The organism is Amycolatopsis plumensis, from assembly GCF_042652605.1.
Lineage (GTDB): Bacteria > Actinomycetota > Actinomycetes > Mycobacteriales > Pseudonocardiaceae > Amycolatopsis > Amycolatopsis plumensis.
Window position 1 is genome coordinate 9,448,680 of record NZ_JBHSJY010000001.1, and the last position, 24,497, is coordinate 9,473,176.

The window sequence follows — 24,497 nt, forward strand, 5'->3', positions numbered from 1 at the left end:
TTTCGGGGGGTTGTGCTCGAGGCCGCCGGGAAGAGGTCACCGGGGCGGCGGTCAGGCCACTCGGTGCCGCTCCGGCGCGGTGCGCACCAGCCTGCGGCGTTCGTCCGCGGTGGTGCCGCCGAAGACGCCGTGGTCAAGGCCGTTGTCGAGCGCGTAGCCGAGGCATTCGGCGCGCACGGGGCAGCGCGCGCACACGGCCTTCGCCTGCGCCGTCTGCCGGGCGCCGGGGCCGACCTCGGAGATCGGGAAGAACAGTTCCGGGTCCTCGTCCTTGCAGGCCGCGAGTTCCGCCCAGCCCGTCATCGTGGCTTCCATTTCCTTCGTTCACCTCCTTCTCTTACTGCTTCCCATTGTTGGGGCGCGTCAACCGACTTAACCGCGGCGGACGCGCGAGCGTATCCGCTTGGGTCAAGGGGGTTTTGGCTTCGGTCCCCGGCTCACCCTCCGGGCAACCAAGACTGCAACACATGAGAGTACGCCTTTCTTCCGGGGATCTCGATGTCGATCACGTCACCCGATCGGCGAGGTCTGCGGCCGCCGACGGGCTCCGGACCGGTCGTCACCGGTCCGCTTCCTTGTTGTCCGGGAGGGGTTTCCGGTCGGGAGTGATCGAAACGTGGCCGTCGGGAACGCGGTCCGCCGCGTGTCCGGAACCCGCCGTTCGCGGCCGGGAGCACGGACGTGCCCGCGCCCTTCGTCACCAGCCGTCACCGAAGCAACGCGGTGCATTACTCCTCCCGAGCAGTCTTGACCGGATCGTTACACGTGGCGGTCACCTCAGCGCACCTGTCCTTGTGAGGGCGAGGGGTGGTGGGGTGCCGTGTGCGGTCACGACGAGTTCGACGCGTTCTTCCGCGCCGACTTCCCGGCCCTCGTCGCGTTCCTCTGCAAGGCCGGGTTCGAGGTCGAGACGGCGCGGGACGTCGCCGCCGAGGCGATGCTGCACGCGCTGGAGGCGTGGCCGATCGTCGAGGACCCGCGGGCCTGGGTGCGCCGGGTCGCCGGGCGGCTCATCGACGCCCCCGGCGACGCGCGGACGGACTGGGCACTGGCGGGCGACCCGCGGGACGACGAGAAGCTCGCGGGGCTGGTCGAGCAGCACGCGGATCTCATCGAGCTGCTTTCCGCCCTCCCGGGCAAGCAGCGGATGGTCCTGGCGTGGTCGCTCGACGGGTTCACGCCGTCCCAGATCGCGGAGGCGCTCCGCGTCGCCCCCGCGACCGTCCGGTCCACCCTCCGCCACGTGCGGGAACGCCTCAGGCGACTCCGGGCCGCCCGGCCCGGTGACCAGCGGGACAGGAAAAGGTGAGCGAAATGCCGGCAACCGAGTACGGGGATCGGGCGATCACCGAGCAGCTGCGGGAGTCCAACGCCGCCCTGCACGACTCGCTGCGCGCCGGGCTCGACGTGGAGGGCACCCTGCTGCGGGTGCGCAGCCGGGCGCTGGTCCGGCAGATCGCGGCGACGCAGCCCGCCGAAGCGTTCCCGCCGCACTGGCGGCGCCACGACGAGCCGGTCGCCGCCGCGGCCGCCGGTGACGACGCCGCGACCGCGCGCCTGCTCGCCACCATCCGCCCCCTGGTGGTGCGCTACTGCCGTGCCCGCGTCGGACGGCACGAGCGGTCGTTCGCTTCGGCCGACGACGTCGCCCAGGAGGTCTGCCTCGCCGTGTTGACGGCGCTGCCGTCCTACCACGACCAGGGCCGCCCGTTCCTCGCGTTCGTCTACGGCATCGCCCAGCACAAGGTGGCCGACGCCCACCGCGCGGCGGCCCGCAACCGCGCCGACCCGGTGCCCGAAGTGCCGGACGGCGTCAGCGACACGGTCGGCCCGGAGCAGCGGGTGCTGCGCTTCGAGCTGAACGAGCGGCTCGGCCGGCTGCTGGACGTGCTGCCGCCGAAGCAGCGGGAGATCGTCGTGCTGCGGGTGGTGGTCGGGCTCTCGGCGGAGGAAACCGCCGCTGCGGTCGGGTCCACGCCGGGGGCCGTGCGGGTGGCGCAGCACCGTGCACTGGGTCGGTTGCGGCGGCTGCTCACGGGTGAAGAGAATTAACGCCCGACACGCTCCAAAATGAACTCCGCGAGCGCCGCCGCCGGGCCCTCCATCGACTCGCGCGCCAGCAGCACGAACTCGATGTCGCCCGGTTCGGGCAGGCCGTCGAGCTCGGTCAGGTCGGCCGGGACGAGGCTGCGCGCGTGCAGGGTGACGCCCAGCCCGGCCGCCGCCGCGGCGCGCAGGCCGGTCAAGCTCGACGTCTGGCACGCCGCGCGCCACTCCAGGCCCGCGCGTTCGAGCACCTCCACCGCCAGCTGCCGCGTGATCGACGGCATCGGGTACTGCACCAGCGGCACCGGACGGCCGGGTTCCAGCGCCGTGGCCGCCGACCCGATCCAGACCAGGGGCTCCCGCCAGAGCAGCCGGCCGTGGTGCGCGCCCGGACGGCGTTTGCCCAGCACCAGGTCGAGCTGCCCGGAGCGCAGCCGCTGCGCCAGGACGTCCGACAGCTCGACGGTCAGTTCGACGTCCACCAGCGGGTGACTGCGGCGCAGCCGGTGCAGGATCTCCGGCAGCTCGCCGAGCGCGAAGTCCTCCGAGACGCCGAACCGCACGCGACCGCGGAGTTCGGCGCCGCGGAAGTGCCGCTCCGCGCGTTCTTCGGTGTCGACGACGGTCTGCGCGAACCCGAGCATCGCCTGCCCGCGCGCGGTCAGCTCGACGGTGTGGGTGTCGCGGGCGAACAGCAGCCCGCCGGCGTCGCGCTCGAGCCGTCGCACGTGCTGGCTGACGGTCGGCTGCCCGACCCCGAGCCGCCGCGCGGCCGCGGTGAAGCTGCGCGTCTCGGCGACGGCGAGGAACGAACGGCACAGGCGGGGGTCTAGCACCGGGGCAGCTTATCGCGATTCACGATGACAGTCAGTCCGGTCATCGGGGTTCACAATGAGCGGGGCGTCGCCGAGAATGGCTGCGGAAGGAGATCCATGTCCCGCATCCGGCTCGACCCGTTCGTCCTCGCCATCCTCGCCACCGTCGGCGTCGCCACCCTGCTGCCCGCCTCGGGCGCGGTGGCCGACGGCTTCGGCGTCGCCACCACGATCGCCGTCGGCCTCCTGTTCTTCCTGTACGGCGCCCGGTTGTCGACGCAGGAAGCCCTCGAAGGGCTCCGGCACTGGCGGCTGCACGCGGTGGTGCTCGCGGCGACGTTCGTCCTGTTCCCGCCGCTCGGCCTGGCCCTGTTCCTGCTGCCGCCGTCGGTACTGCCCGCCCAGCTGGCGGCGGGGGTGCTGTTCCTGGCGGTGCTGCCCTCGACGGTGCAGTCGTCGATCGCGTTCACCTCGATCGCCCGCGGCAACGTGGCCGCGGCGATCTGCAGCGCGTCGCTGTCCAACCTGGCCGGCATCGTGCTGACGCCACTGCTGGTGGCGCTGCTGCTGGCCGGGAAGGGCGCGGGCGTCGACGGTTCGGCGGTGCTCGGCATCGTGCTGCAGCTGCTGGCGCCGTTCGTGGCCGGCCAGCTCGCCCGCCGGTGGATCGGCGGCTGGATCACGCGTCACGCGGCGCCGCTGAAGCTGGTCGACCGCGGCTCGATCCTCCTGGTGGTCTATACGGCGTTCAGCGCGGGCATGACCGAGGGCATCTGGCACCGGCTCGGCCCGGTGCACCTGCTGGTGCTGGTGGCGGTGTGCTGCGCGCTGCTCGCGGCAGTGCTGGCGGCGACGGGCCGGGGCGCCCGGCTGCTGGGCTTCGCCCGCGCGGACCGGATCACGATCGTGTTCTGCGGCTCGAAGAAGAGCTTGGCCAGCGGCCTGCCGATGGCGACGGTGCTGTTCGGGCACGCGCAGGTGGGGCTGATCGTGCTGCCGCTGATGCTGTTCCACCAGATCCAGCTGATCGTCTGCGCCACCCTGGCCCGGCGGTACGCGGCCGAGGAAGAGCGGGAGCCGGTGCCGGCCTGACGAGGTGCGTCGAGTCCTTTGTGGAGGATCATCGACGAAGGGAAGCGCTCTCCACCGGCGGCGTCACCGCCGGAATCCGCGGCTTTCGCCCGGCCCGCCAAGGCTTTTCGTCACCGCGGGCGGGGCGAAGGCTTCTTTTCCAGCTCTTCCGCGAAAATCCTGTCGACGCGCGACCCCGCGCGGCGCAACGCCCGCACGGCCGCGCGGATCATGTAGCCGGCCGCGAACACGAGCAGCAGCGTCAACCCGATGACCCCGGGATTCGCCACGACGACCTCCCGGTACTCGTGCGCGAGGTAACCCAGCCCGGCCCCCACGGCGAACGCGTCCAGCCACGCCAGCCAGGCCGCCCGGGAACGGGACGGAGTGGCAGAGACCATTGCTTCCTCCCGCCGTTCCGGTCAGCGGTGACGCCCTTGCAACCTAGACGAGCGTGCGCCGGTCGGCGGCCACTTCAACCTGTTTGGCCTACCGGATCTGCCCGGATGGCCGCTGTGATAACTTGAAGCGAACTGAGTGTTCTGTGCACATGCAAACCTCGTCCCGCTTGGGTGCGAGGTGAGGGGGCGGTAGCTCAGTTGGTTAGAGCAGGGGACTCATAATCCCTTGGCCGCGGGTTCGAGCCCCGCCCGCCCTACCGGATCGAGCTGGGTGAGGTCTGCACGCGAACCGCGCATGCCGTCCTCGCTCGCCGGTGTTCCCTCCTCAGTGGACAGTCAGAGCCGGGGTCAGCGCACCCGGTCGTAGACCACTGCCGTCTCCCCCAGGTCCCCGGCTTCGTGGTGGGTCAGCTGCCACTTCGAGGACGGCAGGCCGTCGTCGAACAGGCGGGGGCCGCCGCCCGCTATTTCCGGGCAGACCATCAGGTACAGGCGGTCGAGCAGGTCCGCCGCGAGCAACGGCTTGATGATGCTCGCGCTGCTGTTCACCAGGATGTCGCCCCCGGCCGTCGTCTTCAGCTTCGCCACGACGTCCGCGGCCGGCGCGTTCACCAGCCGCGTGCGCTCCCACGGGGCGTCGGACAGCGTGGTGGAGAAGACGACCTTTTCGGCGTCCACCAGCCATTGCGCATAGCCGCGGTCGCGCGGGTCGGCGTTCTCGTCGGCGGCGACCGTCGGCCAGAACCCCAGGAACCCCTCCGCGTTGCGGCGGCCGAGGACCGCCGTCGTCGCGCCCGCCCAGATCCGGCCCAGGTGCCGCCGGGCAACTTCCGTCGTCGCGTACGGGAGGATCGCGGCCATGTCGGCGGGCCCCGCGGGCCCGTGGTAGCGCCCGTCGAGGGTGAGACTCAGGTTCGCGGTCACCCGGCGGCCGGTCGGTTCGGTCATGGCTTCAGCCCTTTCGTCCGGAAAGCACGTCGGTGAGGCGGTCGAGCACCTGACCCCAGCCGGTTTCGATCCCGGCGACGAAGGGGACGGCCCCGACCGTGGTCGCGGAAATGCGCAGGCCCAGCCGCAGCCGGGTACCGGCCGGGTCCGGGCGGAGCTCGAGGTCGTAGTGGCCGGTGAACGAAGCAGGACCGGTCACCGCGAGCTCGAACCCGAGGTGAGCGGGCTCCTCCGCGACGCGCACCCGGCCTTCGGCGTGGTACTCGCCGTCGGCGTCGCGGTACCCGAGCACGACCCGGCCGGCCGGCCGCGGATCGAGGACGCAAGCGGTCACCGTCATCGACGGGGGAACCCACCAGGACGCCAGCAGCTCCGCGTCCGTCCAGTGCCGCCAGACCTCGGCGGACGGCGCGGGCAGCAGGCGGTCGAACGCGAACGTGCGCCCGTCCGCCCACCGGTCCCCGCCCGCGGCCGCCGCCTCCGCCTCGATGGCGGCCCGGTACCGCGCCACGGCGTCGCGCTCACCCGCGTGCGCCTCGGTGGCGTCGGCCAGCTCCCGCAGACGTCCCGCAAACGCTTTCAGCGGTCCGGCTTCGAGCGCGTGAACCCGCCGCTGCCCGAGCGGGAAAACGGTGACCAGGCCGGCGCGGGCGAGGGTCTGCAGGTGCTTGGTGGTCTGGGGCTGCCGGAGCCCGGTCAGCTCGGCCAGCTCCCCGACCGAGCGGGGACGCTCGGCGAGAAGCTCGACGATGCGCCACCGCGCGGCGTCCCCCAGAGCTGCGGCAATCCGATCCATACTTACAGTATTCACACGGAAGAATATTCACGTCAAGGAATATCTTCGCCGGGCAGCCAGCGCAGTCCGTACGCGTACCCGAGCTGAGGCGCGGTGAACTCCTGCGCGACCTCGTCCGCGCCGTCCAGCGGGAGCGGCTCGCCCGGCTGGGGCGGGTCGGCGAGCACCGAGGGCGGGACGCGGTCCAGCCGCCACACCACCCGCGGCGGCCGTCGCGGGTCGAACCGGACGCGCACCTCGAACGACTCGCACGTCACCAGCGGCACGAACACGTACGACGGCCGGATCGGCCGGCCGTCCCGGATGCGGAACACCAGCGAGTACGTGTGGTCGTCCCCGCGGGAAAGGGGCCGCGGCAGGTCGAGCAGCCAGCGGAAGTGCCGCTGGCCGTCCCGGGTGCCGTCGCTGATCCGCACGCCGTGCCGGGCGTCCGCGGCGACGTCGCGCTCGCCGTCGCTCCCGTCTTCGGTGCGGGGCACCGTGAATTGCGCCGAAATCCGGTCGAGGGCATCGCGGGTGGCCACGATCAACCGTTCTTCGGTCACCTCCGGCTCGCCGGTGTCGAGCCGGACGAGCACCTTGAGCTGCTTGACGAACCAGCCCTCGTCGGGGTCGGGCCGGCCGTCGCCCGGCCGCGCGCCGGCCTCGATCTCCGCCGCGAGCCGGGCGAACGACCGGTCGACGCGGCGCCGGGCCGTGCGCTCCGAGACGCGCAACCGATCCGCGAGCACCCCGATCCGGTCGCTCAGCAAGGCGTGCTGCGCGCCGGGCGCAATGCCCAGCGCGACGTTCACCGCCAACCGGTCGTCGGCCGGGAATTCCGCGATCGCGGCCGAAATCGCTTCGCGCAGAACCCGGCGGGCATCGCGGTCGCTCGTCGTCCGGTGGATTTCGCACCAGCCGGAAACGAGCGGGCCGAGCCTGCTGCGCAGCCGATCGGCCTCCAATCCCCAGCCACGCCGCAACGTGGTGAGTTCCCCGAGCACCCCGTCCTGTGCCATGGCCAGTTATTTTGACACGGGCACATCTGCGCGATCGGCGGCACCGGCTGGGCCGATCGGGTGTTCCGCGGTGGCCTGCCGTTGGCCAGTTTCCCGCGATTTCGGCCCGCGAGTGGCCTTTTCCGCATCGACGGCTGCCCGACCATTTCTCCCGTCGACTTTCCGTCGGCATCGGGGAGGATGGGTGCTCGACACTACCGGCCCGGCCGACGTCGCCGGGGTCCGGCGGCTGGCCCGCGACGGCCTGCTCGCCGACGCGGCGGCGGCCGCACGGCCCCGCGCACTGGCCCGGTTGCGCGGCGGGGTCTACACGGTGGCGTGGCCGCTGGTCTTCACGCGGATCACCAAGCCGCTGGAACACCGGCGCCGCCACGCGGACTGCGCCCGCGGGCTGGCATGGCTGCGGCCCGACTGCCTCGACCGCTTCCACGACGACGTCGAGGCCGTGGTGGACCACGCGCTGCGGCGCGCGACGGGCCCGATCGAGAACCTCGAGGGCTGGCTGGCGACCCGCCTCACCCCGGCCACGGTCGACGCGCACCGCCGTCGCCGCGGCGAAATCGGCGCGCTGCAGCGGCCGCGCCTGCCCGCGTGGCTGGGCGACGCACTCGGCGGCGACCCGTGGCTGTGCGACCTGGCGGTGCAGATCCTGGTCTGGGTGGGCGTGCCCGCCACGGCCGGTGCCGAGCTGTGGCCTTTGGACGGCTGGACGGCGCGGCGCACGGAGGTCACGGGCGAGCCGCCGGCCACCCGCGACACGCTCGACCGCGAGGTCGACCGGGTGCTGACCGCCATGCGCACCCGGCCGGCGTGGCACGCCGAACACGTCGAGCGCCCGCTGGGGCACAAGCAGGCCCCGGTCGCCCCCATGCCGGCCGAGCTCCCGGCGCTGGAACTGGTCGCCGGGCACGAGTTGGCGGACGCCCGGCTCGCGGACCTGGCCGAGCGGGCCCTGCGGGCGATCGAGACCCGGCTGAACCGGGGCGAAGCACCGGCGAAGGCGGTGACGACGGTGGTCCGCACGGTGTTCGGCGAGCACGCACCGGCCGGGCCGGCCCACGACGACTGGCTGACGGCGGCACTGGCGGACGACGAACGGCTGGCCGCGATCGTGGCCGAGGTCCTGGCGATCCTGGGCCGCTGAGGCCGGGCAGCCCCAGCGTGCCCTACCGCAGTCGCGCTTCCGGCGGTACCGGGCTCGGGAGCAGCAGCGGCTCGCCGGCCTCGCGGCAGCCGTACCGCTCGAACATCGCGCGTGCCTTGTCGCGCAGTTCGACGGCGCGCCGTTCGTTCCCGGACAACGCCGCCGCGATCGCCAGGTCGCGCAGGGTCCTGGCCTGCCAGACCGGCAGGTCGAGCGCCTGCCACCACTCCAGCGACCGCTGCAGGTGCGGCTTGGCGGCCGCCGGGTCGCCTGCCGCGAGCTCGAGTTCGCCGAGGGTGCGCAGGAGCAGCGCCTGTCCGAAACCGTCCTGGAGCTCGTTGCAGGTGTTCAGGGTCTCCTCGAGCGAAGCCCGCACCTCCTCGCCCCGGCCCTGCCGGATGCGCACCTTCGCGAGCGCCTGGTCGGCGTAGGCGACGACGAGCCTGCTGCCGACGATCCGCAGTTCGGCCGCCGCCCGGGCACAGCAGTCGGCGGCTTCGCCGAGCCGGCCCGCGGCGCGGTGGATGATGCCGATCGACCGCAGGGCCAGCGCCGCGCCACGGCGGTTGCCCGACGCGCGCCAGTATTCGAGTGCCTTGGTCACCGACGCCGCCGCGTGGTCGAGGTCGCCGGATTCGGTGAGGATCATGCCGAGGTTGTGCTCGGCCTGCGCGAGCTCCTCGTCGGTTCCTTCGCTCCGCAACACCGGGACCGCCTCGGTCAGCGCCCGCTCGGCGTCGGCGAACGAGCCGTGTTCGCGAAGCACGACGCTCATGCTCAACCAGGTCCTGGCCTGGGCGAGCCGGTCGCCGACTTCGGCGAACGCGGTGAGCGCCTGGTGGTAGTACGCCAGCGACTCGTCGAACCGGTCCTGTTCGAAGTACAGCGTCCCCATTCCGCTCAGCAGCAGGCCCTCGGCCGCGCGGTCGCCGGCCCGCCGGGCCGCGGCCAGCGCGGCGGTGTGGGTGCGCCGCCACTGGCGGAACTGGTTGCGGGCCGCGAAGCTCGACGACGACAGCGCGGAGGCCAGCGCGGCCGCGGTGGCCACCAGGTCCCGTTCGCTGGTCTGCTCGACCACACTGACCAGCAGCTCCTCTTCGGCCTCGAACCAGGCGTCCGGATTAGTGCGGATGCCTTCGACGGCGGCCTGGTCCAGCCGCCCGGAGCCGGACGGCTGGGGTGTCCGGCCGGACGCGCCGCGGACCAGCTCCAGTGCGTCCCGGCCCACCCGGTCCAGCGCCGCGCGGACGTCGGCGGCGGATTCCTCGGCGTCGCACAGCTCCTGGGCATACGCCCTGGTCAAGTCGTGGATGCGGTACCGGCTCAGCCCGGTGACGTCGGTGCCCGCCGGGTCGAGCAGCTGCGCGTCGACCAGCCTTTCGACCACGTCTTCGGCCTCGTCGACGGGGATGTCCAGCAGCGGGGCGGCGAGCCAGCCGGCGAAGTCCTGGACACCCGTCATGCCGAGGCGGCGCAGCAGCGTGCGCTCCGGCCCGCCGAGGCCGTCGTAGCTCACCGCGAGGCTGCCCCGGACCTCCAGATCGCCGAGCACGAGTTCGTTGAGCAGCCGCTGCTTGCGGCCCAGCCGCTGCGCCAGGCGGGCCACCGTCCAGTCCGGCCGGGCGGCCAGCCGGGCGCCCGCGATGCGGACCGCGAGCGGCAGGTGCCCGCACAGCCGCACGATCTCCAGCGCGGCCGCCGGTTCGGCCGCCAGCCTCGGCCCGACCAGCTTGGCCAGCAGTTCCAGGGTTTCCTCCTCGCGCAGCTCCTGCAGGTCGAGCAGCGCGGCACCCTCCAGCGCGGCCAGCCGGACCCGGCTGGTGAGCAGTACCGCGCAGCCGGCACCGGCGGGCAGCAGGGGCCGCACCTGCTTTTCGCCCGCCGCGTCGTCGAGCACCACGAGCACGCGCCGGTCGGCGAGCAGCGACCGGTACAGGCCGGCGCGCTCGGCGGTTCCGGCGGGGATCGCCGCGTCGGCCACCCCGAGCGCCCGCAGGAACCGGGCGAGCACCTCGGCCGGGTCGGCCGGGTCGGGGTGGTTGCCGTGGAGGTTGGCGTAGAGCTGCCCGTCGGGGTACTGGTCGCGGATCCGGTGGGCAGCGTGCACGGCGAGCGTGGTCTTGCCCGACCCCGGCTTGCCGGAGACGGCGCAGATCCGGGCGGCCGAGCCGGCCGGGCGCAATCCCTTCAGCACGTGGTCGACGTCTTCGCGCCGGCCGGTGAAGTCCGAGATGGTGGCGGGCAGCAGGCCCGGCGTGAGCGCCACGACCGGCGGCGGCTCATCCGGTGGCGCCGCTTCGGCCGCGGGTTCGGCGAGCACCGCTTGGAAGGCCGCCTGCAGCTGCGGTCCCGGTGCGACACCGAGTTCGTCGTCGAGCAGCCGGCGCGCTTCGTGGAAGGTGGCCAGCGCGTCGGCCTGGCGGCCGGCCTGGTGCAACGCCAGCACCAGCTTGGCCCGCAACGGTTCACGCAGGGGGTGCTCGGCGACCAGCCCGGTCAGCTCCCCGGCCAGCGCGCCGCCGCGGCCGAGCCGGAAGTCCGCCTCCAGCCGCGCTTCCACCGCGACGAGCCGGGCCTCCTCCAGCTTCGTCCGCTCCCGCTCCGCCCACTCCCCCTCGGCTCCGCCGAGCGGGGACCCGGTCCACAGCCCGAGCGCGTCGGCCAGCGTCTCCGAAGCCCCTGGGGCGTCACCGGCCGCGAGCGCTCGCCGTCCCGCGTCCACCGCCCGCTCGAACCGGACCAGGTCGATCGACTCCGGAGCCACGTCGAGCAGGTATCCCGGCGCCTGGCGGCGCACCACGTCGTCCCCCGCACCGAGCATCCGGCGCAGTGCGGAAACGTACGTGTGGACCACCGAACGAGCGCTGTTCGGCGGTTTCTCGCCCCACAGCGCGGTGATCAGCGTGTCGACCGGCACCACGCGGCCGGCGTTGAGCACCAGCGCCGCCAGCAGGGTGCGCGGCTTCGGGCCACCGAGCGAGACCTGTTCCCCCGCAACGAGGACCGCCATCGAGCCCAGCAGCCGGAATTCCACGTTCGCCCCCACAGTCCGAGAAACCCTCCCTACAGACGGAAACCGCACGGTGCCGTTGTCCCGATCATCCCCCTGTGACGATCCTGTGATCCTCCCGCACACGGCGGCCTCCAGAAAAGCTGAAAAGCCGCTTGGAGGTTTCGTGGAGGGCCGCCCGGCAGAGTTCTCGGTGTCGGAACCAGCCGACCAAGTCCCGAGGGGGAAACCGCACATGAAGAACCTCGCTCGCCTCGCCGCTCTCGCTCTCGCCGTCGCCGCACCGCTCGCCCTCGCCGGCCCGGCGCACGCCGCCGACACCGGCTCGATCTCCGGGGACGTGTGGCTCGACAGCAACAGCAACGGCCTGCGGGACGCCGGTGAGCCGGCCATCGCGGGGCACTGGATGGTGATCAACGGCACCAACCTCCAGACGAAGACGGACTCCCTGGGGCACTACGAGTTCAAGGACCTCCCGGCGGGCAGCTACTCGGTGAAGTCGACCGACCGGTCCCTCCTGGCCGGCCAGGGCTGGACGACGGTGGGTGGCGACTCGAAGTTCCGCGGCGACAACGGCACGCTCGGGAACCCGGTGGTGCTGACCGCCGGCCAGCGGGTGACGGGCCTGAACAGCGGTTTCGCCACCGCCAAAGTCGACTACCAGGCCGGGCAGATCATCATCAGCAACACGGCCCCGAAGGTCGGCGACGTGATCGACATCGTCGGTTCCGCGGTCCCGGTCGGCAACGTCTACGACCAGTTCGGCGGCCAGCTTTCCTTGCCGGACGGCCTGCGCGTCGTCGAGCGCCTCGGCGGCATGCCGCAGTACTACGCGACCGAGCCGGCCGGCAAGGTCACCGGGTTCTTCTACGACCGTCGTTACCCGGGTGCGTACGAGTTCGTCGGCGCGCGGGTGGTCGTCGAGAAGCCGCTGTCCGCCGCCGAGATCAAGCTCACCGCGTGGAAGGGCCTGTTCGGCAGCACCGACCCCAACACCGCCAACGACGTCATCGCCACGACCCTGACCACCAGCTGATCCACCGGCGAGGGGGGAAGGAAGGCCCGGTTCCCTGGGAGGGGGAACCGGGCCTTCTTCATGCGTCCGCTTGCGGTGCGCCGGTCAGCCGTCTTCGACCGCGCGGCGCCGAGCCTCGAACACCGCCGTCAGCGCCTCGGGCGAGCAGCCCGCGGCTCGCACGCGCCGTCCCGCCGCCGTCAGCTCGGCGAGCAGGAGCGCGCGCACGGCCGCGCGGGTTGCCTCCGGGAGTCTCGAGCAGGGGTCGGTCACCCTCGGCCTCCTCTCTCCCCTCGCACCAGATTTCCCCTGACGGACACGCGGTCAGCGCCACCACGGCGGTGGGGGCACCGGGAGCACCAGGGGGCAGCCGGTGTGGCGACCGGTCCAGCAGTCCGCCAGCCAGCGGGTCAGCGCCACCGGGCCGAGCAGGCTGTCCTCCCACACCGGCGTCAGTTCACCCGCCCGGCGCAGCATCGATTCCGCGGTGCCGCAGTAGGAAACCACCGCGGCGATCGCCGCATCGGCCCGCTCTCCGGGCCAGGCGACCGCGGCTCCGGGCAGCCGAGCCGGGATGGCCAGGCCGGTGCCGACGGTGCAGTTGCGCGCCAGCTGCACGGCGAGATCGAACTCGACCGCTTCGGCGTGACGCTGTCTGGCTCGCCAGCGGGGTGAAGAGGCCGCGGCGTACAGCCCGGCCAGGCGGGCGGCGACCAACCCGTCCCACACCGTCAAGAGCACCGCTCGCGTGTCGGCCGGAGGGGCGTCGGCGAGCTCGTGGGTAACGGCGCTGAGCCAGGCACACGGGTCCTTGACTTGACGATCAGCGGCGACGGTCACGGCAGTCAGTTTCCCACCGCCGCGCACGGGCAACCCCGAGATGATCATGGTTCACCCGAGGACCACCCGGTCGGTGGCGAACCGTTGAGCGGCGCCGTAACCCGATCGGGTACTCGGCGTGACCAAATCGTCACAGCTGTGCGACCATGTCGGCGCTCAGTGCCGAGCACGCCCTCCCGAAACCCCTTCCGCGAAAGGTCCCCGAGTGATCAAGATCAGCAAGAGCCGGGCCGGCACCCAGCGCGTCACCTTCAGCCTCCCGGTCGGCGCACCGCCCGGCCGGGTGAGCGTCGTGGGCTCGTTCAACGACTGGACCCCCGGCCGCCACCACCTCACGCCGCGGTCGAACGGCCGCCGGTCGGCTTCGGTCGACGTGGCGCCGGGCACCGTGCTGCAGTTCCGCTACCTCGGCGAGAACGGCCACTGGTTCGACGACCCCGACCTGCCCGACCGCGCCGACGGCAACTGCGTCTGCACGACCTCGTAGCGGCTCAGCCCCGCCGGCGCCGCTTCCCCGCGCCGCCGGTGCGCCGGGCCGGTTTCGCCGCGGCGGGCTTGCGTTGCGGGCGCTTGCGCTCCGCCGGCGCCTGCGGGCGCCCGCGCGTGCTGTTCACCGTCCGGCCGCGGACGATCCCGATGAACTGCTCCATCAGGTCCGTCGTCTCCTCCTCCAGCCACGACAGCGCGACGCTCGACTGCGGCGCGTCCTCGACCGGCCGGTAGGTGAGGTCACGGCGGTGGTGCAGCCGGGCCAGCGACTGCGGGACGACGAGCACCCCGACGCCGGCCGCGACCAGCTCGATGGCGTCCGCCGTCGTCTCGGGCCGCGAAACCGCCGGGCGCCCCGGCCGAGCGTCCCATTCCAGCGTGTCGTCGAGCGGGTGCAGCACGACCTCGTCCGCCAGGTCCACGGTGGACACTTCGTCGGCCGCCGCGATCAGGTGGTCCTTGGGCACCACGACGACCGTGGTCTCGGTGTAGAGCGGGATCGCGTGCAGGCCGTCGCGGTCGATCGGAGAGCGCAGCAGCGCCGCGTCGGCCTCCCGGCTGCGCAGCAGGGCCGCGGCGTCGGCCGGGGCGACCGGGACGAGGGTCAGCGGCACCTCCGGCACCCGCTCGCCCCAGGTCCGCACCCACTTGGCGGGGGTCGCTCCCGGGACGTACGCGAGCTTGAAAGAGGTCACCGGGTCAGGTTACCGGGAGTGACGCTGGCTACCCTGGACGGCATGACGTCGCACAAGACCACCCAGACGATGAAGCCCGCGACCGCGGCGAAGAAGCTGGGTGTGTACCTCGAAGCCACCCCCGCGGAGTTCCGGGAGGGCGTCGTGACGCGCGACGAGCTGAACGCGCTGCAGGCCGACCCGCCGGAGTGGCTGCGGGAGCTGCGCCGCACGGGCCCCCACCCGCGACCGGTGGTCGCGGCGAAGCTGGGCGTCTCGATCGGCGGCCTCACCCGCGGCGGCATCACCGAGCCGCTCACGACCGAGCAGATCGACGCGCTGAAGGCGGAAAGCCCCGACTGGCTGGTCCGGGAGCGCGCCACCCAGGCCGAGGTGCGCAAGGAAGCCGTGCGGGTGAAGGAACAGAACCGCTGACCGCCGCCGACCTCTCGCCCGAGGCCGCAGACCGCCTCGACGCCGAAGACGAGCTCGCCGGGTTTCGCGACCGGTTCGTGCCCATCACCGATCCCGGCGTCGTCGCCTACCTCGACGGGAACTCCCTGGGCCGTCCGCTGCGCGCCACCGCCGAGCGGCTGCAGGAGCTCGTCGCGCACGAGTGGGGCGCCCGGCTGATCCGGTCCTGGGACGAACGCTGGCTGAGCCTGCCCGAGGAGATCGGGGACGAGCTGGGCCGCGTCGCCCTCGGGGCCGCTCCGGGGCAGACCATCGTCGCCGACTCGACGTCCGTCTGCCTCTACAAGGCGTTGCGGGCGGCCGTCGCCCTCCGACCCGGCCGCGACGAGATCGTCACCGACGCCGCGAACTTCCCCACCGACCGGTTCCTCGTCGAGAGCGTGGCCGCCGAGCTCGGGCTGACCGTGCGGTGGGCCGGCAGCGAAGACGTCGGCGCCGCCGTCGGACCGCGGACCGCGGTCGTCACCCTGTCCCATGTGGACTACCGGACGGCCGCGATCACCGACCTGGCCGCCGTCACGCGGCTGGTGCACGAACGCGGCGGGCTCGTCGTCTGGGACCTCTGCCACAGCGTCGGCTCGATCCCGGTCGAGCTGGACGCCGCCGAGGCGGACTTCGCCGTCGGCTGCACGTACAAGTTCCTCAACGCCGGGCCCGGTGCGCCCGCGTTCCTCTACGTCAACGCGCGCCACCACGAGACGTTCGGCCAGCCCATCACCGGCTGGATGGGCGCCGCCGACACCTTCGGCATGGCCGCGGAGTACGTCCCCGCGCCCGGCATCCGGCGCGCGCTCTCCGGCACGCCGCCGGTGCTGGGCATGGTGGGCGTCCGGGAAGGCGTGGCGCTGCTGGCGGAGGCGGGCATCGACCGGATGCGGGCCAAGGCCGTGGCGCTGGGCCGGTGGGTGATCGCCCTGGCGGACGCGTGGCTCGCCCCGCTCGGGTTCACGGTCGCCTCGCCGCGCGAGGACGACCGTCGCGGCGGCCACGTCACCCTCCGCCACCCGGACGCCGAACGGCTTTCGCGGGTGCTGATCGAGCACGGCGTGCTCATCGACTTCCGGCGTCCCGACGGCATCCGCATCGGGCTGAGCCCGCTGACCACCGGCTTCGCCGAGGTGCGGCGGGCCATGGACCGCATCCGCGAGCTCGCCGGCTGAACCGCGTCGCACCGGCCGGCGCTCATGGCTCGCGAAATAGTAGCCATGTACTTAGTAGCCATGTACAGTATCTGCCATGAGCACTCCCGGACACCTGGTCTGGCGGCTTTCCACGAAGTGGCGGGTCGCGGTGGACCGCGCCCTCGCCCCCGTCGGGCTGACGCACGCGCAGTACGTCTTCCTGTCCTCGCTGTTCGGCCTGGAACGCGCCGGCGCGAACCCGAGCCAGCGGGAGCTGGCCGACCACACCGGACTGGAAGCGCTCTACGTCTCCAAACTCGCGCGCACGCTCGACGCCGAGGGGCTCGTCGAGCGCACCCGCGACCCGGCCGACACCCGGACCGTCCGGCTGCGCCTGACCACCCACGGCCGCGAGGTGACCGAGCCGGCGATCGCCACCGTGGCCGAGCTGCTCGACCGGCTCCTCGCCCCGCTCGGCGGCCGGCGCGGCGAGCGCACCGCGGCGCTGACGCGCGAGCTCACCCTCCTCCTCGACACCCCGTTGGAGTCCTGAAGTGATGCTGCACCACGAAGAAACCGGCACCGGCACCCCGATCGTGTTCCTGCACGGCAACCCGAGCTCGTCGCACAGCTGGCGCCACGTCCTCCCCCACATCGGCGGCGGACGGCTGCTGGCCCCCGACCTCATCGGCATGGGCCGCTCGCCCAAGCCGGACATCGCGTACACGTTCGCCGACCACGCCCGCCACCTCGGCACGTGGTTCGACGCGCTCGGCTTGGACGACGTCGTCCTCGTCGGCCACGACTGGGGTGGCGCGCTCGCCTTCGACTGGGCCGCGCGGAATCCCGGCCGGGTCCGCGGGCTCGCGTTCTTCGAAACCATCGTGAAGCCCATGGCGTGGGAGGATCTGTCGCCGCAGGCGGCCGAGCGGTCGCGGAAGATCCGCACCCCGGGCGTCGGCGAAGACATGGTGCTGACCCAGGACTTGTTCATCCGCCAGGCGTTCACCGGCGGCGTGCGCACCCCGGTGAGCGACGAGGACCTGGCCGCCTACCTCGCCCCGTTCCCGACCCCCGAAAGCCGCCGCCCGGTGCTGGCCTGGGCACGCCAGCTGCCGCTGGGCGGCGACCCGGCCGAGCTGGTCTCGCGCATCGAGGCCTACGACGAGTGGCTGGCCACCAGTGACGGCACGCCGAAGCTGCTCATGACGTTCGAGGGCTCACCGACGCTGTTGATCGGCGAGAAGATGGCGCAGTGGTGCGCGGAGAACATCGCCGGGCTCGAGGTGGTCGCGTGCGGGGAAGCCGGGCACCACGCGCAGGAGGACCGGCCGAAGGAGATCGCCGCGGAAATCGCGGCGTGGCTCGACCGGCACGGGCTGCGGTAGGGCGTCCGCACCGGTGCGCCGTGCCAACCGGGTACAGGGCGTGGACGGCGGTTTCTGAGGCTGTCCGGCGGCACGCCCCGAAGGCACGGGTTTGGGGCCCGCAGCCGTTGCGGCTGCGGGCCTGTCCCATGTTCACGCTGCGAAAGGCAGCGGTTCGTGCAGGTTGTTGCGCCGAGGTTTTCGGCGGCGGTCGATGAACTCTGGCGGAAGGAACTCCGGTAGGCCGTCGGCGGCGATGCGGACTTCCCACCCCGATCGGTGCAGCAAGCGGTGGTGGTGGGCGCACATCAACACCAAGTTGCTCAGGTCAGTGGGGCCGCCATCGGCCCAATGGCGGATGTGGTGCCCTTGACAGTGCCGGGGTGGCCGATGGCAGCCCGGGAACGCGCAACCCCGGTCCCGCAGGAACAACGCCCGCCGCAACCCAGCGGAAATCAGGCGGCGAAGGCGGCCGAGGTTCAGAGGTTCGCTCTTCCCGCCCAGGACCGCTGGGATGATCATGGCGTCGCAGGCGTGCACCCGCGCCTCAGCAGCCGAGATCGTGCCGGTGTCACCGAGGGTGGCGGTCCCGACCCCGGACTTCAGGTCATCGAGGGAGACCGCGACCATGACGTGGGCGCGTTCCCCGGCCTGCATCGGCAACTCCGGAGAGTTCAAAGCCAGGTCGACCGCGTCGGAGAAAGCATCCCCGTACCGCTGCGGCAGTGTCCGCAAGTCCGGGCCCTCATCACCGGTCCGGCGTTCGGCCAGAGCATCCAATAAGGCACTGGCGCGGGTGCCGGTCTCGTCATCGAACCTGCCGCTCAGCTCCCAGAACCCGGATCTCTTGCGCCGCAGGAACAATTCCCGGATCGGCGCCACCGGTTCGGTGTCGACGGGTTCCTGACCGTCGGGGTTCAGATGCCCGAGGATCCGGGCGCCGAGCGCGGCGACCTGCTTGTGCCCGGCCTCCTCGGCGAAAGTCAGCAGGTTGGCCTCGGCGCTCTCCCGGTGCTCGCAAGGAACCTCGGCGAGCACACCCGTGATCACATCGATCATCGGGTTGCTCAACTGCCCCGCGCGAGCAGCGGCTCCGGTAGCGGGTGCCAAAGCAGGAATCGGGCTGCCATCAAGGTTCCGGCCCGGATTCAGCAAGCGGGCACGCTTCACCAACCGTTCAGCAGCAGCCTTGGGAATATCGGCAAGATGCTCCAACAACCGAGCAACAGACCGATACCCGAACACCTCCATCACCCCACGCTGCTCAATCTCCACCAGCAACGCCCCAAGCCCCGCCTCAGCCGACCGCATACACGCGACGAACTCACCGATACGGTCGGCAAAAGCCACCGCCTCGGCGGAACACACAGTCGCGTCGCTGGTCATACCTCCAAGCTACCGAGATTCGAACACATGTCATCACTCGATCAGGTATGTCCACAAACGACTGTCCGGCAGCGGGGCATTGCGGCGGTGTCCCCCGAAGACCCGCAACACCTAGGTGTGCCGCAGCGGAGGATTCGCCGTCACCCCGAGAACCCGGGCGACCACCCACGCCACGCCGTCGGCCGTGCGGGCCGGGGTTTCCGATGGCTGCATGACGTGGCTCAGCACCGTCCGGACGACCAGGTCGATCACCACGTCCACCTGCTCGGCGGTCAGCGGCGGCCGGTAGCTCGCCACCCGCGCGGCCACCACGGCCTTCGCCCGGCCGAGCAGCTCTCCGGAATCCGTGGTCAGCAGCGGCAGGAGCTCGGGGGCCGTGCCGTGGGTCGCGGAGGCGATGGCGCGCAGCAGTGTGTTGTCGTCGGCGAGCTCGAGGACCCCGCGGACGGCGTCGTAGATCGCCTCGATCAGGTCGTCCGGGTGGCGGTCGAAGGCGGTGCCGACGACCGAGAGGAACCGGCCGAGCTCGTGCGCGACCATCGCTTCGGCCAGCGCGGCCTTGGAGCCGATCTCGTTGTACACGGTCTGGCGGCTGACGCCGGCCAGCTCGGCCAGCCGGCCCATCGTCACCGCCTGCCAGCCGGACCGCGCGGTCAGCTCGATCGCCGCGGCGATGATCGGCTGCCGGTGCTGACCACCTTCCGCCGGCACCGGAACCGCCCTGCTCATGATCCGCATTCTAGGCCGGGCCCACCCGCCCCGGTGCGACGAAGTCGACCTTCTCACGCACTCCGCAGTCCGGGCAGCACCAGGAATCCGGGATCGCCGTCCACGGCGTGCCGGCCGGGAAGCCCTCCCGCGGGTCGCCGCGCCGTTCGTCGTAGACGTACCCGCAGCCGGGGCACATGCCGCCTTCGGTGGCGTCGCCGCGGGTGTCGGCGGCCTCGGGGGCGGCCGCCGTGACGCGGGTTCCGTAGCGGGCCAGTACCTTCTCGCGCCGGGCGGGCTGGATGTTGGCGCGCGAGATGTCCCCGTCGTAGTGGGCGAGCACGCGCGGGTCCATCACCCGGCGCCACAGCGGCGGCACGAGCGCCAGCACGATCATCCCGGCGTACCCGGTGGGGAGCACCGGCGATTCGGCGAAGTCGCGCAGGGTCTGGTAGCGCCGCGTCGGGTTGGCGTGGTGGTCGCTGTGCCGCTGCAGGTGGTAGAGCAGGACGTTCGTGGCGATGTTGTTGGAGTTCCAGCTGTGGCTCGGGTCGACGCGCTCGTACCGGCGCCGCCCGGGAACGCCGACCCGCTGCCGCAGCATGCCGTAGTGCTCCATGTAGTTGACCACCTCCAGCAGCGAAAACCCGACGACGGCCTGGAGCACCAGGTAGGGCAGGATCGCCACGCCGAGCCAGGCGACCATCGCCGCCCACAGCACCGCGGACATCAGCCACGCGTTGAGCACGTCGTTGCCGAGCCGGTACGGGTGGCGGTCGCGCCGGGCGTAGCGCTTGCGCTCCAGCCGCCACGCCGACTTCAGCGATCCGAAGACCGTGCGCGGCCAGAAGCGGTAGAAGCTCTCGCCGACGCGGCTGCTCGCCGGGTCCTCCGGGGTCGCCACGCGGACGTGGTGGCCGCGGTTGTGCTCGATGTAGAAGTGGCCGTACCAGCTCTGCGCCAGCGCGATCTTCGACAGCCAGCGTTCGTGGCTCTCCTTCTTGTGGCCCAGTTCGTGCGCGGTGTTGATGCCGATCCCGCCGACGCACCCGATCGACACGGCGAGCCCGATCTTGTCGGCCACGGTGAGCTCGCCCCGCGCGATCAGCCAGAACGCCGCCGCGAAGCCGAGGTACTGGACGGGCAGGAAGGTGAAGGTGATCCAGCGGTAGTAGCGGTCGTTCTCCAGCCGCGCGATGACGTCGTCGGGCGGGTTGCTCCGGTCCAGCCCGGTGACCAGGTCGATGACCGGCACGATCACGAGGATCACCACCGGCCCGATCCAGAACCAGCCACCCCACCCGGTGGCGGCGTGCAACCCGATGGCCAGGAACGCCAGAGAGGGCACGACGAGGCCGATCAGCCAGAGGTAGCGCTTGCGGTCGCGCCAGAGCTCGGTGGAACCGGCGGGCAGGGTCCCGGTCGCTTCGCTCATCACACCCTCCTTGGCGGCTGAGTTGACAGGAGAGTAGCGGTTGTAAAGCTGAGTCGACAAGGAGGACTTCTCTGTCAAGGGCCTGTCTCAGAGGGACGCCGGGATCGCAGTGAATGACTCATTCCTGGCGCCGGATGCCAGGAATGAGTCATTCACTGCAACCGACGCTGGCCGCGCGCGGCGAACCGGCGGCCCCGACTTTCACCCGTTCGGCCCAGTGTGCAAGTCGTCAAAATGTGTCCCAGGCCTGCTACCAGAGCAAATGGCGGTAATCGCATCCGAACAGAAAGTAAACACCGTTCGCCGCACGGCGGACGAGTGTCCGGAAGCCGGGTCGCACCGACCGGGTGTCAGGGGTTCGTGGTAAAAAACGGACCCTGATCGATTCCGCGGCAACACGGAGGGTGAGGCGAAGACGGGTGACGGCGGCCGCTGTGTCCCATCGTCGTGTCCGCTTCCTCGTCCGGGTCCCCTTTCCTCGCCGACCGTCACTCAGGAGTTCGTGAACCGCCGTGCTGAACAAAGACCCCAGGGACGAGTCGGACAAGCCGTACGACAAGTCGATCCGCAAAAGGCTGACCAGGACCGTTCTCATTCCCAGCGTGACGCTGCTGGTGCTGTGGATCGCGGTCTCGTCCTACTTCCTCTTCAATGGCGTTTACGTCCGCCTCGTCGCCGCCTCCGTGCGCGAGGTCTCGATCCCCGCCGCCACCGCGCTGGCCGAGTTCCAGAAGGAACGCCAGACCGCGCTGCAGTACCTCGACGACCCGGCGCTCGGCCCGGCCCGGCTCCAGCAGCAGCAGAAGGCCACCGACGCCAAGCTTTCCGAGCTGAAGGACGCGTTCGCCGCGACCATCTCCAACGCGCCGGACGAGATCGCGTCCAAGGTGAACGCGCTGAAGTCGCAGTTCGACCAGCTGCCGGTGCTGCGCTCGCAGATCAGCTTCCGCAGCATCGATCGCGCCCAGGTCAACGCCTACTACAACGGCGTGATGGACACCGCGTCCAACCTCTTCGACACCCAGGCCCGGATCGTCCCCGACGCCGAGGCCGCGACCGGCGGCATCACGGCGACGTCGGTGTTCCGCGCGGGTGACATGATGTCGCGCGAGACGTCGCTGGTCTCGACCGCCTTCTCCGCCGGGACCTTCGCCCCCGACGACTTCGCCCAGTTCGCGCGGCTGTCCGGTCTCTACCGGACGCAGCTGGCGCAGATCGAGCCGTTCCTCGACCCGAGCGTCCGCCAGAAGTACCAGGCGCTGGCCACCGGGACGGCGTGGCGGCAGCTGGCGACGGCCGAGGAGGCGCTCGTCAAGCACGGCCCGTGGTCGACGGGCGAGCAGAAGTCCGTGCCGGTGTCCGAAACGGACTGGGAGCACGCGACGACCCAGGTCGCCCAGGGCCTGAACGACCTGGCGATCACCCAGGCCGACAAGGTTTCGGCCGCCGCGATCGACGCCGGTGACGCCCAGCTGCGCAACGTCATCATCGGCTCCATCGTCGCCCTGCTCGCCTCGCTGGCGGCGATCATCGTGGCGGTGCGGGTGTCCCGCTCGCTCGTCGACCGCGCCCTGATGACGCGCCTCGCGCGGCTGCGCAACGACTCCCTCGACCTCGCCCGCAACCGGCTGCCGGACATCGTGGAGCGGCTGAAGAGCGGCGAACCGGTCGACCTGAAGGACGAGCTCCCCCGGCTCGACCACGGCCGCGACGAGATCGGGCAGGTGGCCGAGGCGTTCAACGTCGCCCAGCTGACCGCGGTCAACGCCGCGGCGAGCGAGGCCAAGGCCCGCAGCGGCGTGCACAACGTGTTCCTCGGCATCGCGCACCGCAACCAGGTCCTCGTCCACCAGCAGCTGCAGATCCTCGACGAGATGGAAGCCCGCGAAGAGGATTCGACGCAGCTGGCGTCGCTGTTCCAGCTCGACCACCTCGCCGCCCGCGCCCGCCGCACCACCGAGAACCTGATCATCCTCGGCGGCAAGCAGCCCGGCCGCCGCTGGCGCAAGCCGGTGCCGCTGATGGAGGTCCTGCGCGCCGCGGTCTCGGAGACCGAGCAGTACGCGCGGGTCCAGGTCGAGCAGGTGCCCGACGTCTCGATCGTCGGCGCCGCGGTGGCCGACACGATCCACCTCGTCGCCGAGCTGGTCGACAACGCGACGTCGTTCTCGCCGCCCGGCTCGCCGGTCGAGGTGACCAGCCGGATGGTCGCGCGCGGTGTCGTCGTCGACGTGTCGGACCAGGGGCTCGGCATGAAGGACGGCGTCCGCGAGTGGGCGAACGCGATGATGGCCGAAGCTCCCGAGTTCGACGCGATGGCGCTGCGCGCGGACTCCAGCCTCGGCCTGTTCGTGGTCGCGCGGCTGGCGGCCCGGCTCGGCATCACCGTCACCTTCGACCCGTCCCGCTACGGCGGCCTGCGCGCCACCGTCCTGATCCCCACCCAGCACCTGGCCGGCGAGGACGGCGGCCCCGGGTCCACCCCCGCGGAGGACACCGCGGTCCTCGCTCCGGTGGGCGCGCCGGCGCCGCAGGCGGAAGAAAGCCAGCTCCGCACGATGGACACACCCAGCTCGTTCAGCGGTCAGATCCCGATGAAGCGAGAGACCAAACCGAGGCCGTACCCGGCACGCGCCCTCACCCCGCCCGACGCCCTCCCCTCCGTGCCGGCGGCGGCGCCGGAGCCGGCGGCCATCACCCCGGCAACGGACGTGCAGCCGACCGACAACCGGCCCCGGCTGCCCCGGCGGGAGCCGCAGCAGAACCTCGTCGCCCAGCTCGAGAACGAACCCGACGACAGCCAGGACGAGGTCGTGGCCCCGGGCGAAGGCACCGCGCGCACGCTCGCGGCGTTCCACAAGGGCACCCGCCGCGGGCGCGGCGGACCGGACGACGCGTAATCCCCGACCACACACCGGAAAGTCCACAAAGGAAAGTCAGGGTCTGAAGTCGAATGAACGAGTACGGGAGCCCCAAACCCGATCTCAACTGGCTGCTCGACGACATGGTGAACCGCGTGGTCGGCGCGCAGAACGCCATCGTGCTGTCCGCCGACGGGCTGCTGATCGGCAAGTCGGCCGGGATGAGCAAGGACGACTCGGACCAGCTTTCGGCCATCGCCTCCAGCCTGCAGAGCCTGGCCAAGGGGGTGAGCAAGCAGTTCAACCGCGGTCCGGTGCTGCAGAACATGATCGAGATGGAACGCGGTTACCTGTTCGTCTCCGCGGCCGGTCAGGGTGCCTGCCTCGCCGTGCTGGCGGCAGACAACGTCGACGTCGAAATGATCGCCTACGAGATGAGCCGGCTCGTCAAGCGCGTCGGTGACTACATGGCGTCCGCGCCGCGAGAAGCGGCGTCGGTGCTGCGGGAGGCCACATGAGTGCCGAAGACGGCTGGTACGACGAAGCCGCCGGGCCGCTGGTCCGGCCGTACACGATCACCAGCGGGCGGACCCCGGCCGGCGCCGCGCGGCTGGACCTGTCCACGCAGGTGATGACCCTGCGGTCGGAGCAGGAACCGGCCGGGCTGGGCCCGGAGCACGTGGCGATCGTGCAGCTGTGCCGCCACCCGGTGTCCGTCGCCGAGATCGCCGTCTACGTCAAGATCCCGCTCGGGGTCGTGCGGGTGCTCGTCGGCGACCTGATCGAACGCGGCCTCGTCATCACGCGGTCGCCCACCCATAACCCGGCGCAGTCGCCGGACCTCGAAACACTCCAGGCGGTTCTCGATGGCCTCATCAAGTACTGACGGCACGGG

Annotated in this window: 27 protein-coding genes and 1 tRNA gene; 14 read left to right on the plus strand and 14 right to left on the minus strand. The window is 71.8% G+C overall.

Annotated features, from left to right (window positions below; translation table 11 throughout):
* Positions 1 to 51: 51 nt before the first annotated feature.
* The gene (locus ACFPLC_RS45585; protein ID WP_310972536.1) at positions 52 to 315 is read right to left on the minus strand and encodes a WhiB family transcriptional regulator; all 264 of its coding nucleotides are present in this window, start codon (positions 313 to 315) and stop codon (positions 52 to 54) included.
* A 195-nt stretch (positions 316 to 510) separates the two neighbouring features.
* Positions 511 to 729: a hypothetical protein gene (locus ACFPLC_RS45590; protein WP_378236212.1), complete on the minus strand. Its 219-nt coding sequence runs from the start codon at positions 727 to 729 to the stop codon at positions 511 to 513.
* A 91-nt stretch (positions 730 to 820) separates the two neighbouring features.
* Here ACFPLC_RS45590 and ACFPLC_RS45595 point away from each other — a divergent pair, with 91 nt between their 5' ends.
* Both ACFPLC_RS45595 and shbA read left to right on the plus strand, forming a co-directional pair.
* On the plus strand, positions 821 to 1,309 hold the full coding sequence (locus ACFPLC_RS45595; RefSeq protein WP_378201715.1) for an RNA polymerase sigma factor: 489 nt from the start codon (positions 821 to 823) through the stop codon (positions 1,307 to 1,309).
* A gap of 146 nt (positions 1,310 to 1,455) precedes the next feature.
* Positions 1,456 to 2,052 carry an RNA polymerase sigma factor ShbA gene (gene shbA, locus ACFPLC_RS45600; protein WP_378201751.1) on the plus strand — a complete coding sequence of 199 codons (597 nt, stop codon included), beginning with the start codon at positions 1,456 to 1,458 and terminating at the stop codon, positions 2,050 to 2,052.
* Here shbA and ACFPLC_RS45605 read toward each other — a convergent pair.
* Positions 2,049 to 2,882, minus strand: coding sequence for a LysR family transcriptional regulator (locus tag ACFPLC_RS45605; RefSeq protein ID WP_378201712.1), 834 nt, complete (start codon positions 2,880 to 2,882; stop codon positions 2,049 to 2,051). The genes shbA and ACFPLC_RS45605 overlap by 4 nt on opposite strands.
* Positions 2,883 to 2,978: 96 nt before the next feature.
* Here ACFPLC_RS45605 and ACFPLC_RS45610 point away from each other — a divergent pair, with 96 nt between their 5' ends.
* Positions 2,979 to 3,953, plus strand: a complete 975-nt coding sequence (locus ACFPLC_RS45610) for a bile acid:sodium symporter family protein (protein WP_378201709.1) — start codon at positions 2,979 to 2,981, stop codon at positions 3,951 to 3,953.
* 110 nt (positions 3,954 to 4,063) lie between these two features.
* Here ACFPLC_RS45610 and ACFPLC_RS45615 read toward each other — a convergent pair whose 3' ends face one another.
* Positions 4,064 to 4,333: a hypothetical protein gene (locus ACFPLC_RS45615; RefSeq protein ID WP_378201706.1), complete on the minus strand. Its 270-nt coding sequence runs from the start codon at positions 4,331 to 4,333 to the stop codon at positions 4,064 to 4,066.
* A gap of 183 nt (positions 4,334 to 4,516) precedes the next feature.
* Between ACFPLC_RS45615 and ACFPLC_RS45620 the strand changes: the two genes are divergently transcribed.
* Positions 4,517 to 4,590 (plus strand) — tRNA-Ile (locus tag ACFPLC_RS45620).
* A 91-nt stretch (positions 4,591 to 4,681) separates the two neighbouring features.
* Here ACFPLC_RS45620 and ACFPLC_RS45625 read toward each other — a convergent pair.
* The 3 genes from ACFPLC_RS45625 to ACFPLC_RS45635 are packed head-to-tail and all read right to left on the minus strand — an operon-like array spanning position 4,682 to position 7,078.
* Positions 4,682 to 5,281, minus strand: a complete 600-nt coding sequence (locus ACFPLC_RS45625) for a dihydrofolate reductase family protein (RefSeq protein ID WP_378201703.1) — start codon at positions 5,279 to 5,281, stop codon at positions 4,682 to 4,684.
* Between the two features lie 4 nt (positions 5,282 to 5,285).
* Positions 5,286 to 6,077 carry a metalloregulator ArsR/SmtB family transcription factor gene (locus tag ACFPLC_RS45630; RefSeq protein ID WP_378201700.1) on the minus strand — a complete coding sequence of 264 codons (792 nt, stop codon included), beginning with the start codon at positions 6,075 to 6,077 and terminating at the stop codon, positions 5,286 to 5,288.
* A 32-nt stretch (positions 6,078 to 6,109) separates the two neighbouring features.
* A complete protein-coding gene (locus ACFPLC_RS45635) occupies positions 6,110 to 7,078 on the minus strand; it encodes a hypothetical protein (protein ID WP_378201697.1) in 969 nt (322 codons plus the stop codon).
* 184 nt (positions 7,079 to 7,262) lie between these two features.
* Between ACFPLC_RS45635 and ACFPLC_RS45640 the strand changes: the two genes are divergently transcribed.
* Positions 7,263 to 8,222, plus strand: coding sequence for a hypothetical protein (locus ACFPLC_RS45640; protein ID WP_378201694.1), 960 nt, complete (start codon positions 7,263 to 7,265; stop codon positions 8,220 to 8,222).
* 22 nt (positions 8,223 to 8,244) lie between these two features.
* Here the strand turns inward: ACFPLC_RS45640 and ACFPLC_RS45645 are convergent, their stop codons facing one another.
* Positions 8,245 to 11,256 (minus strand): AfsR/SARP family transcriptional regulator, encoded by a 3,012-nt coding sequence (locus tag ACFPLC_RS45645; RefSeq protein ID WP_378236213.1) that lies wholly within the window; start codon positions 11,254 to 11,256, stop codon positions 8,245 to 8,247.
* Between the two features lie 211 nt (positions 11,257 to 11,467).
* On the opposite strand from ACFPLC_RS45645, the gene ACFPLC_RS45650 reads away from it, so the two are divergent.
* Complete coding sequence (locus ACFPLC_RS45650; protein ID WP_378201689.1) at positions 11,468 to 12,268, plus strand: SdrD B-like domain-containing protein; 801 nt, start codon at positions 11,468 to 11,470, stop codon at positions 12,266 to 12,268.
* 84 nt (positions 12,269 to 12,352) lie between these two features.
* On the opposite strand, the gene ACFPLC_RS45655 is transcribed toward ACFPLC_RS45650, so the two are convergent.
* Together ACFPLC_RS45655 and ACFPLC_RS45660 are read right to left on the minus strand one after the other, a co-directional pair.
* Positions 12,353 to 12,520: a hypothetical protein gene (locus ACFPLC_RS45655; protein WP_378201686.1), complete on the minus strand. Its 168-nt coding sequence runs from the start codon at positions 12,518 to 12,520 to the stop codon at positions 12,353 to 12,355.
* Between the two features lie 51 nt (positions 12,521 to 12,571).
* On the minus strand, positions 12,572 to 13,087 hold the full coding sequence (locus tag ACFPLC_RS45660; RefSeq protein WP_378201684.1) for a hypothetical protein: 516 nt from the start codon (positions 13,085 to 13,087) through the stop codon (positions 12,572 to 12,574).
* A gap of 205 nt (positions 13,088 to 13,292) precedes the next feature.
* Here ACFPLC_RS45660 and ACFPLC_RS45665 point away from each other — a divergent pair, with 205 nt between their 5' ends.
* Complete coding sequence (locus ACFPLC_RS45665; protein WP_191314649.1) at positions 13,293 to 13,574, plus strand: early set domain-containing protein; 282 nt, start codon at positions 13,293 to 13,295, stop codon at positions 13,572 to 13,574.
* Positions 13,575 to 13,578: 4 nt separating this feature from the next.
* Here ACFPLC_RS45665 and ACFPLC_RS45670 read toward each other — a convergent pair whose 3' ends face one another.
* Complete coding sequence (locus ACFPLC_RS45670) at positions 13,579 to 14,271, minus strand: LysR substrate-binding domain-containing protein (protein ID WP_378201680.1); 693 nt, start codon at positions 14,269 to 14,271, stop codon at positions 13,579 to 13,581.
* A 42-nt stretch (positions 14,272 to 14,313) separates the two neighbouring features.
* On the opposite strand from ACFPLC_RS45670, the gene ACFPLC_RS45675 reads away from it, so the two are divergent.
* From ACFPLC_RS45675 to ACFPLC_RS45690, 4 genes are all read left to right on the plus strand, one after another.
* Complete coding sequence (locus tag ACFPLC_RS45675) at positions 14,314 to 14,685, plus strand: DUF5997 family protein (RefSeq protein WP_378201748.1); 372 nt, start codon at positions 14,314 to 14,316, stop codon at positions 14,683 to 14,685.
* Entirely contained in the window at positions 14,682 to 15,884 is a 1,203-nt protein-coding gene (locus tag ACFPLC_RS45680) for a kynureninase (RefSeq protein WP_378201745.1), read from the plus strand. The genes ACFPLC_RS45675 and ACFPLC_RS45680 overlap by 4 nt, the downstream gene beginning before the upstream one ends.
* A 76-nt stretch (positions 15,885 to 15,960) precedes the next feature.
* Positions 15,961 to 16,398 (plus strand): MarR family winged helix-turn-helix transcriptional regulator, encoded by a 438-nt coding sequence (locus ACFPLC_RS45685; RefSeq protein WP_378201677.1) that lies wholly within the window; start codon positions 15,961 to 15,963, stop codon positions 16,396 to 16,398.
* 4 nt (positions 16,399 to 16,402) lie between these two features.
* A complete protein-coding gene (locus ACFPLC_RS45690; RefSeq protein WP_378201674.1) occupies positions 16,403 to 17,233 on the plus strand; it encodes a haloalkane dehalogenase in 831 nt (276 codons plus the stop codon).
* A 132-nt stretch (positions 17,234 to 17,365) separates the two neighbouring features.
* Here ACFPLC_RS45690 and ACFPLC_RS45695 read toward each other — a convergent pair whose 3' ends face one another.
* The 3 genes from ACFPLC_RS45695 to ACFPLC_RS45705 all read right to left on the minus strand — a co-directional run bounded on the left by ACFPLC_RS45695 (position 17,366) and on the right by ACFPLC_RS45705 (position 20,741).
* A complete protein-coding gene (locus ACFPLC_RS45695; protein WP_378201671.1) occupies positions 17,366 to 18,598 on the minus strand; it encodes an HNH endonuclease signature motif containing protein in 1,233 nt (410 codons plus the stop codon).
* Positions 18,599 to 18,709: 111 nt separating this feature from the next.
* The gene (locus ACFPLC_RS45700; RefSeq protein ID WP_378201668.1) at positions 18,710 to 19,336 is read right to left on the minus strand and encodes a TetR/AcrR family transcriptional regulator; all 627 of its coding nucleotides are present in this window, start codon (positions 19,334 to 19,336) and stop codon (positions 18,710 to 18,712) included.
* A 1-nt stretch (position 19,337) separates the two neighbouring features.
* Complete coding sequence (locus ACFPLC_RS45705) at positions 19,338 to 20,741, minus strand: fatty acid desaturase (protein WP_378201665.1); 1,404 nt, start codon at positions 20,739 to 20,741, stop codon at positions 19,338 to 19,340.
* A gap of 512 nt (positions 20,742 to 21,253) precedes the next feature.
* On the opposite strand from ACFPLC_RS45705, the gene ACFPLC_RS45710 reads away from it, so the two are divergent.
* The 3 genes from ACFPLC_RS45710 to ACFPLC_RS45720 are packed head-to-tail and all read left to right on the plus strand — an operon-like array spanning position 21,254 to position 24,488.
* A complete protein-coding gene (locus ACFPLC_RS45710) occupies positions 21,254 to 23,641 on the plus strand; it encodes a sensor histidine kinase (RefSeq protein WP_378201662.1) in 2,388 nt (795 codons plus the stop codon).
* A 53-nt stretch (positions 23,642 to 23,694) separates the two neighbouring features.
* Entirely contained in the window at positions 23,695 to 24,120 is a 426-nt protein-coding gene (locus ACFPLC_RS45715; RefSeq protein ID WP_013228184.1) for a roadblock/LC7 domain-containing protein, read from the plus strand.
* Positions 24,117 to 24,488: a DUF742 domain-containing protein gene (locus ACFPLC_RS45720; RefSeq protein ID WP_191314658.1), complete on the plus strand. Its 372-nt coding sequence runs from the start codon at positions 24,117 to 24,119 to the stop codon at positions 24,486 to 24,488. The genes ACFPLC_RS45715 and ACFPLC_RS45720 overlap by 4 nt, the downstream gene beginning before the upstream one ends.
* The last annotated feature ends 9 nt before the right edge of the window (positions 24,489 to 24,497 follow it).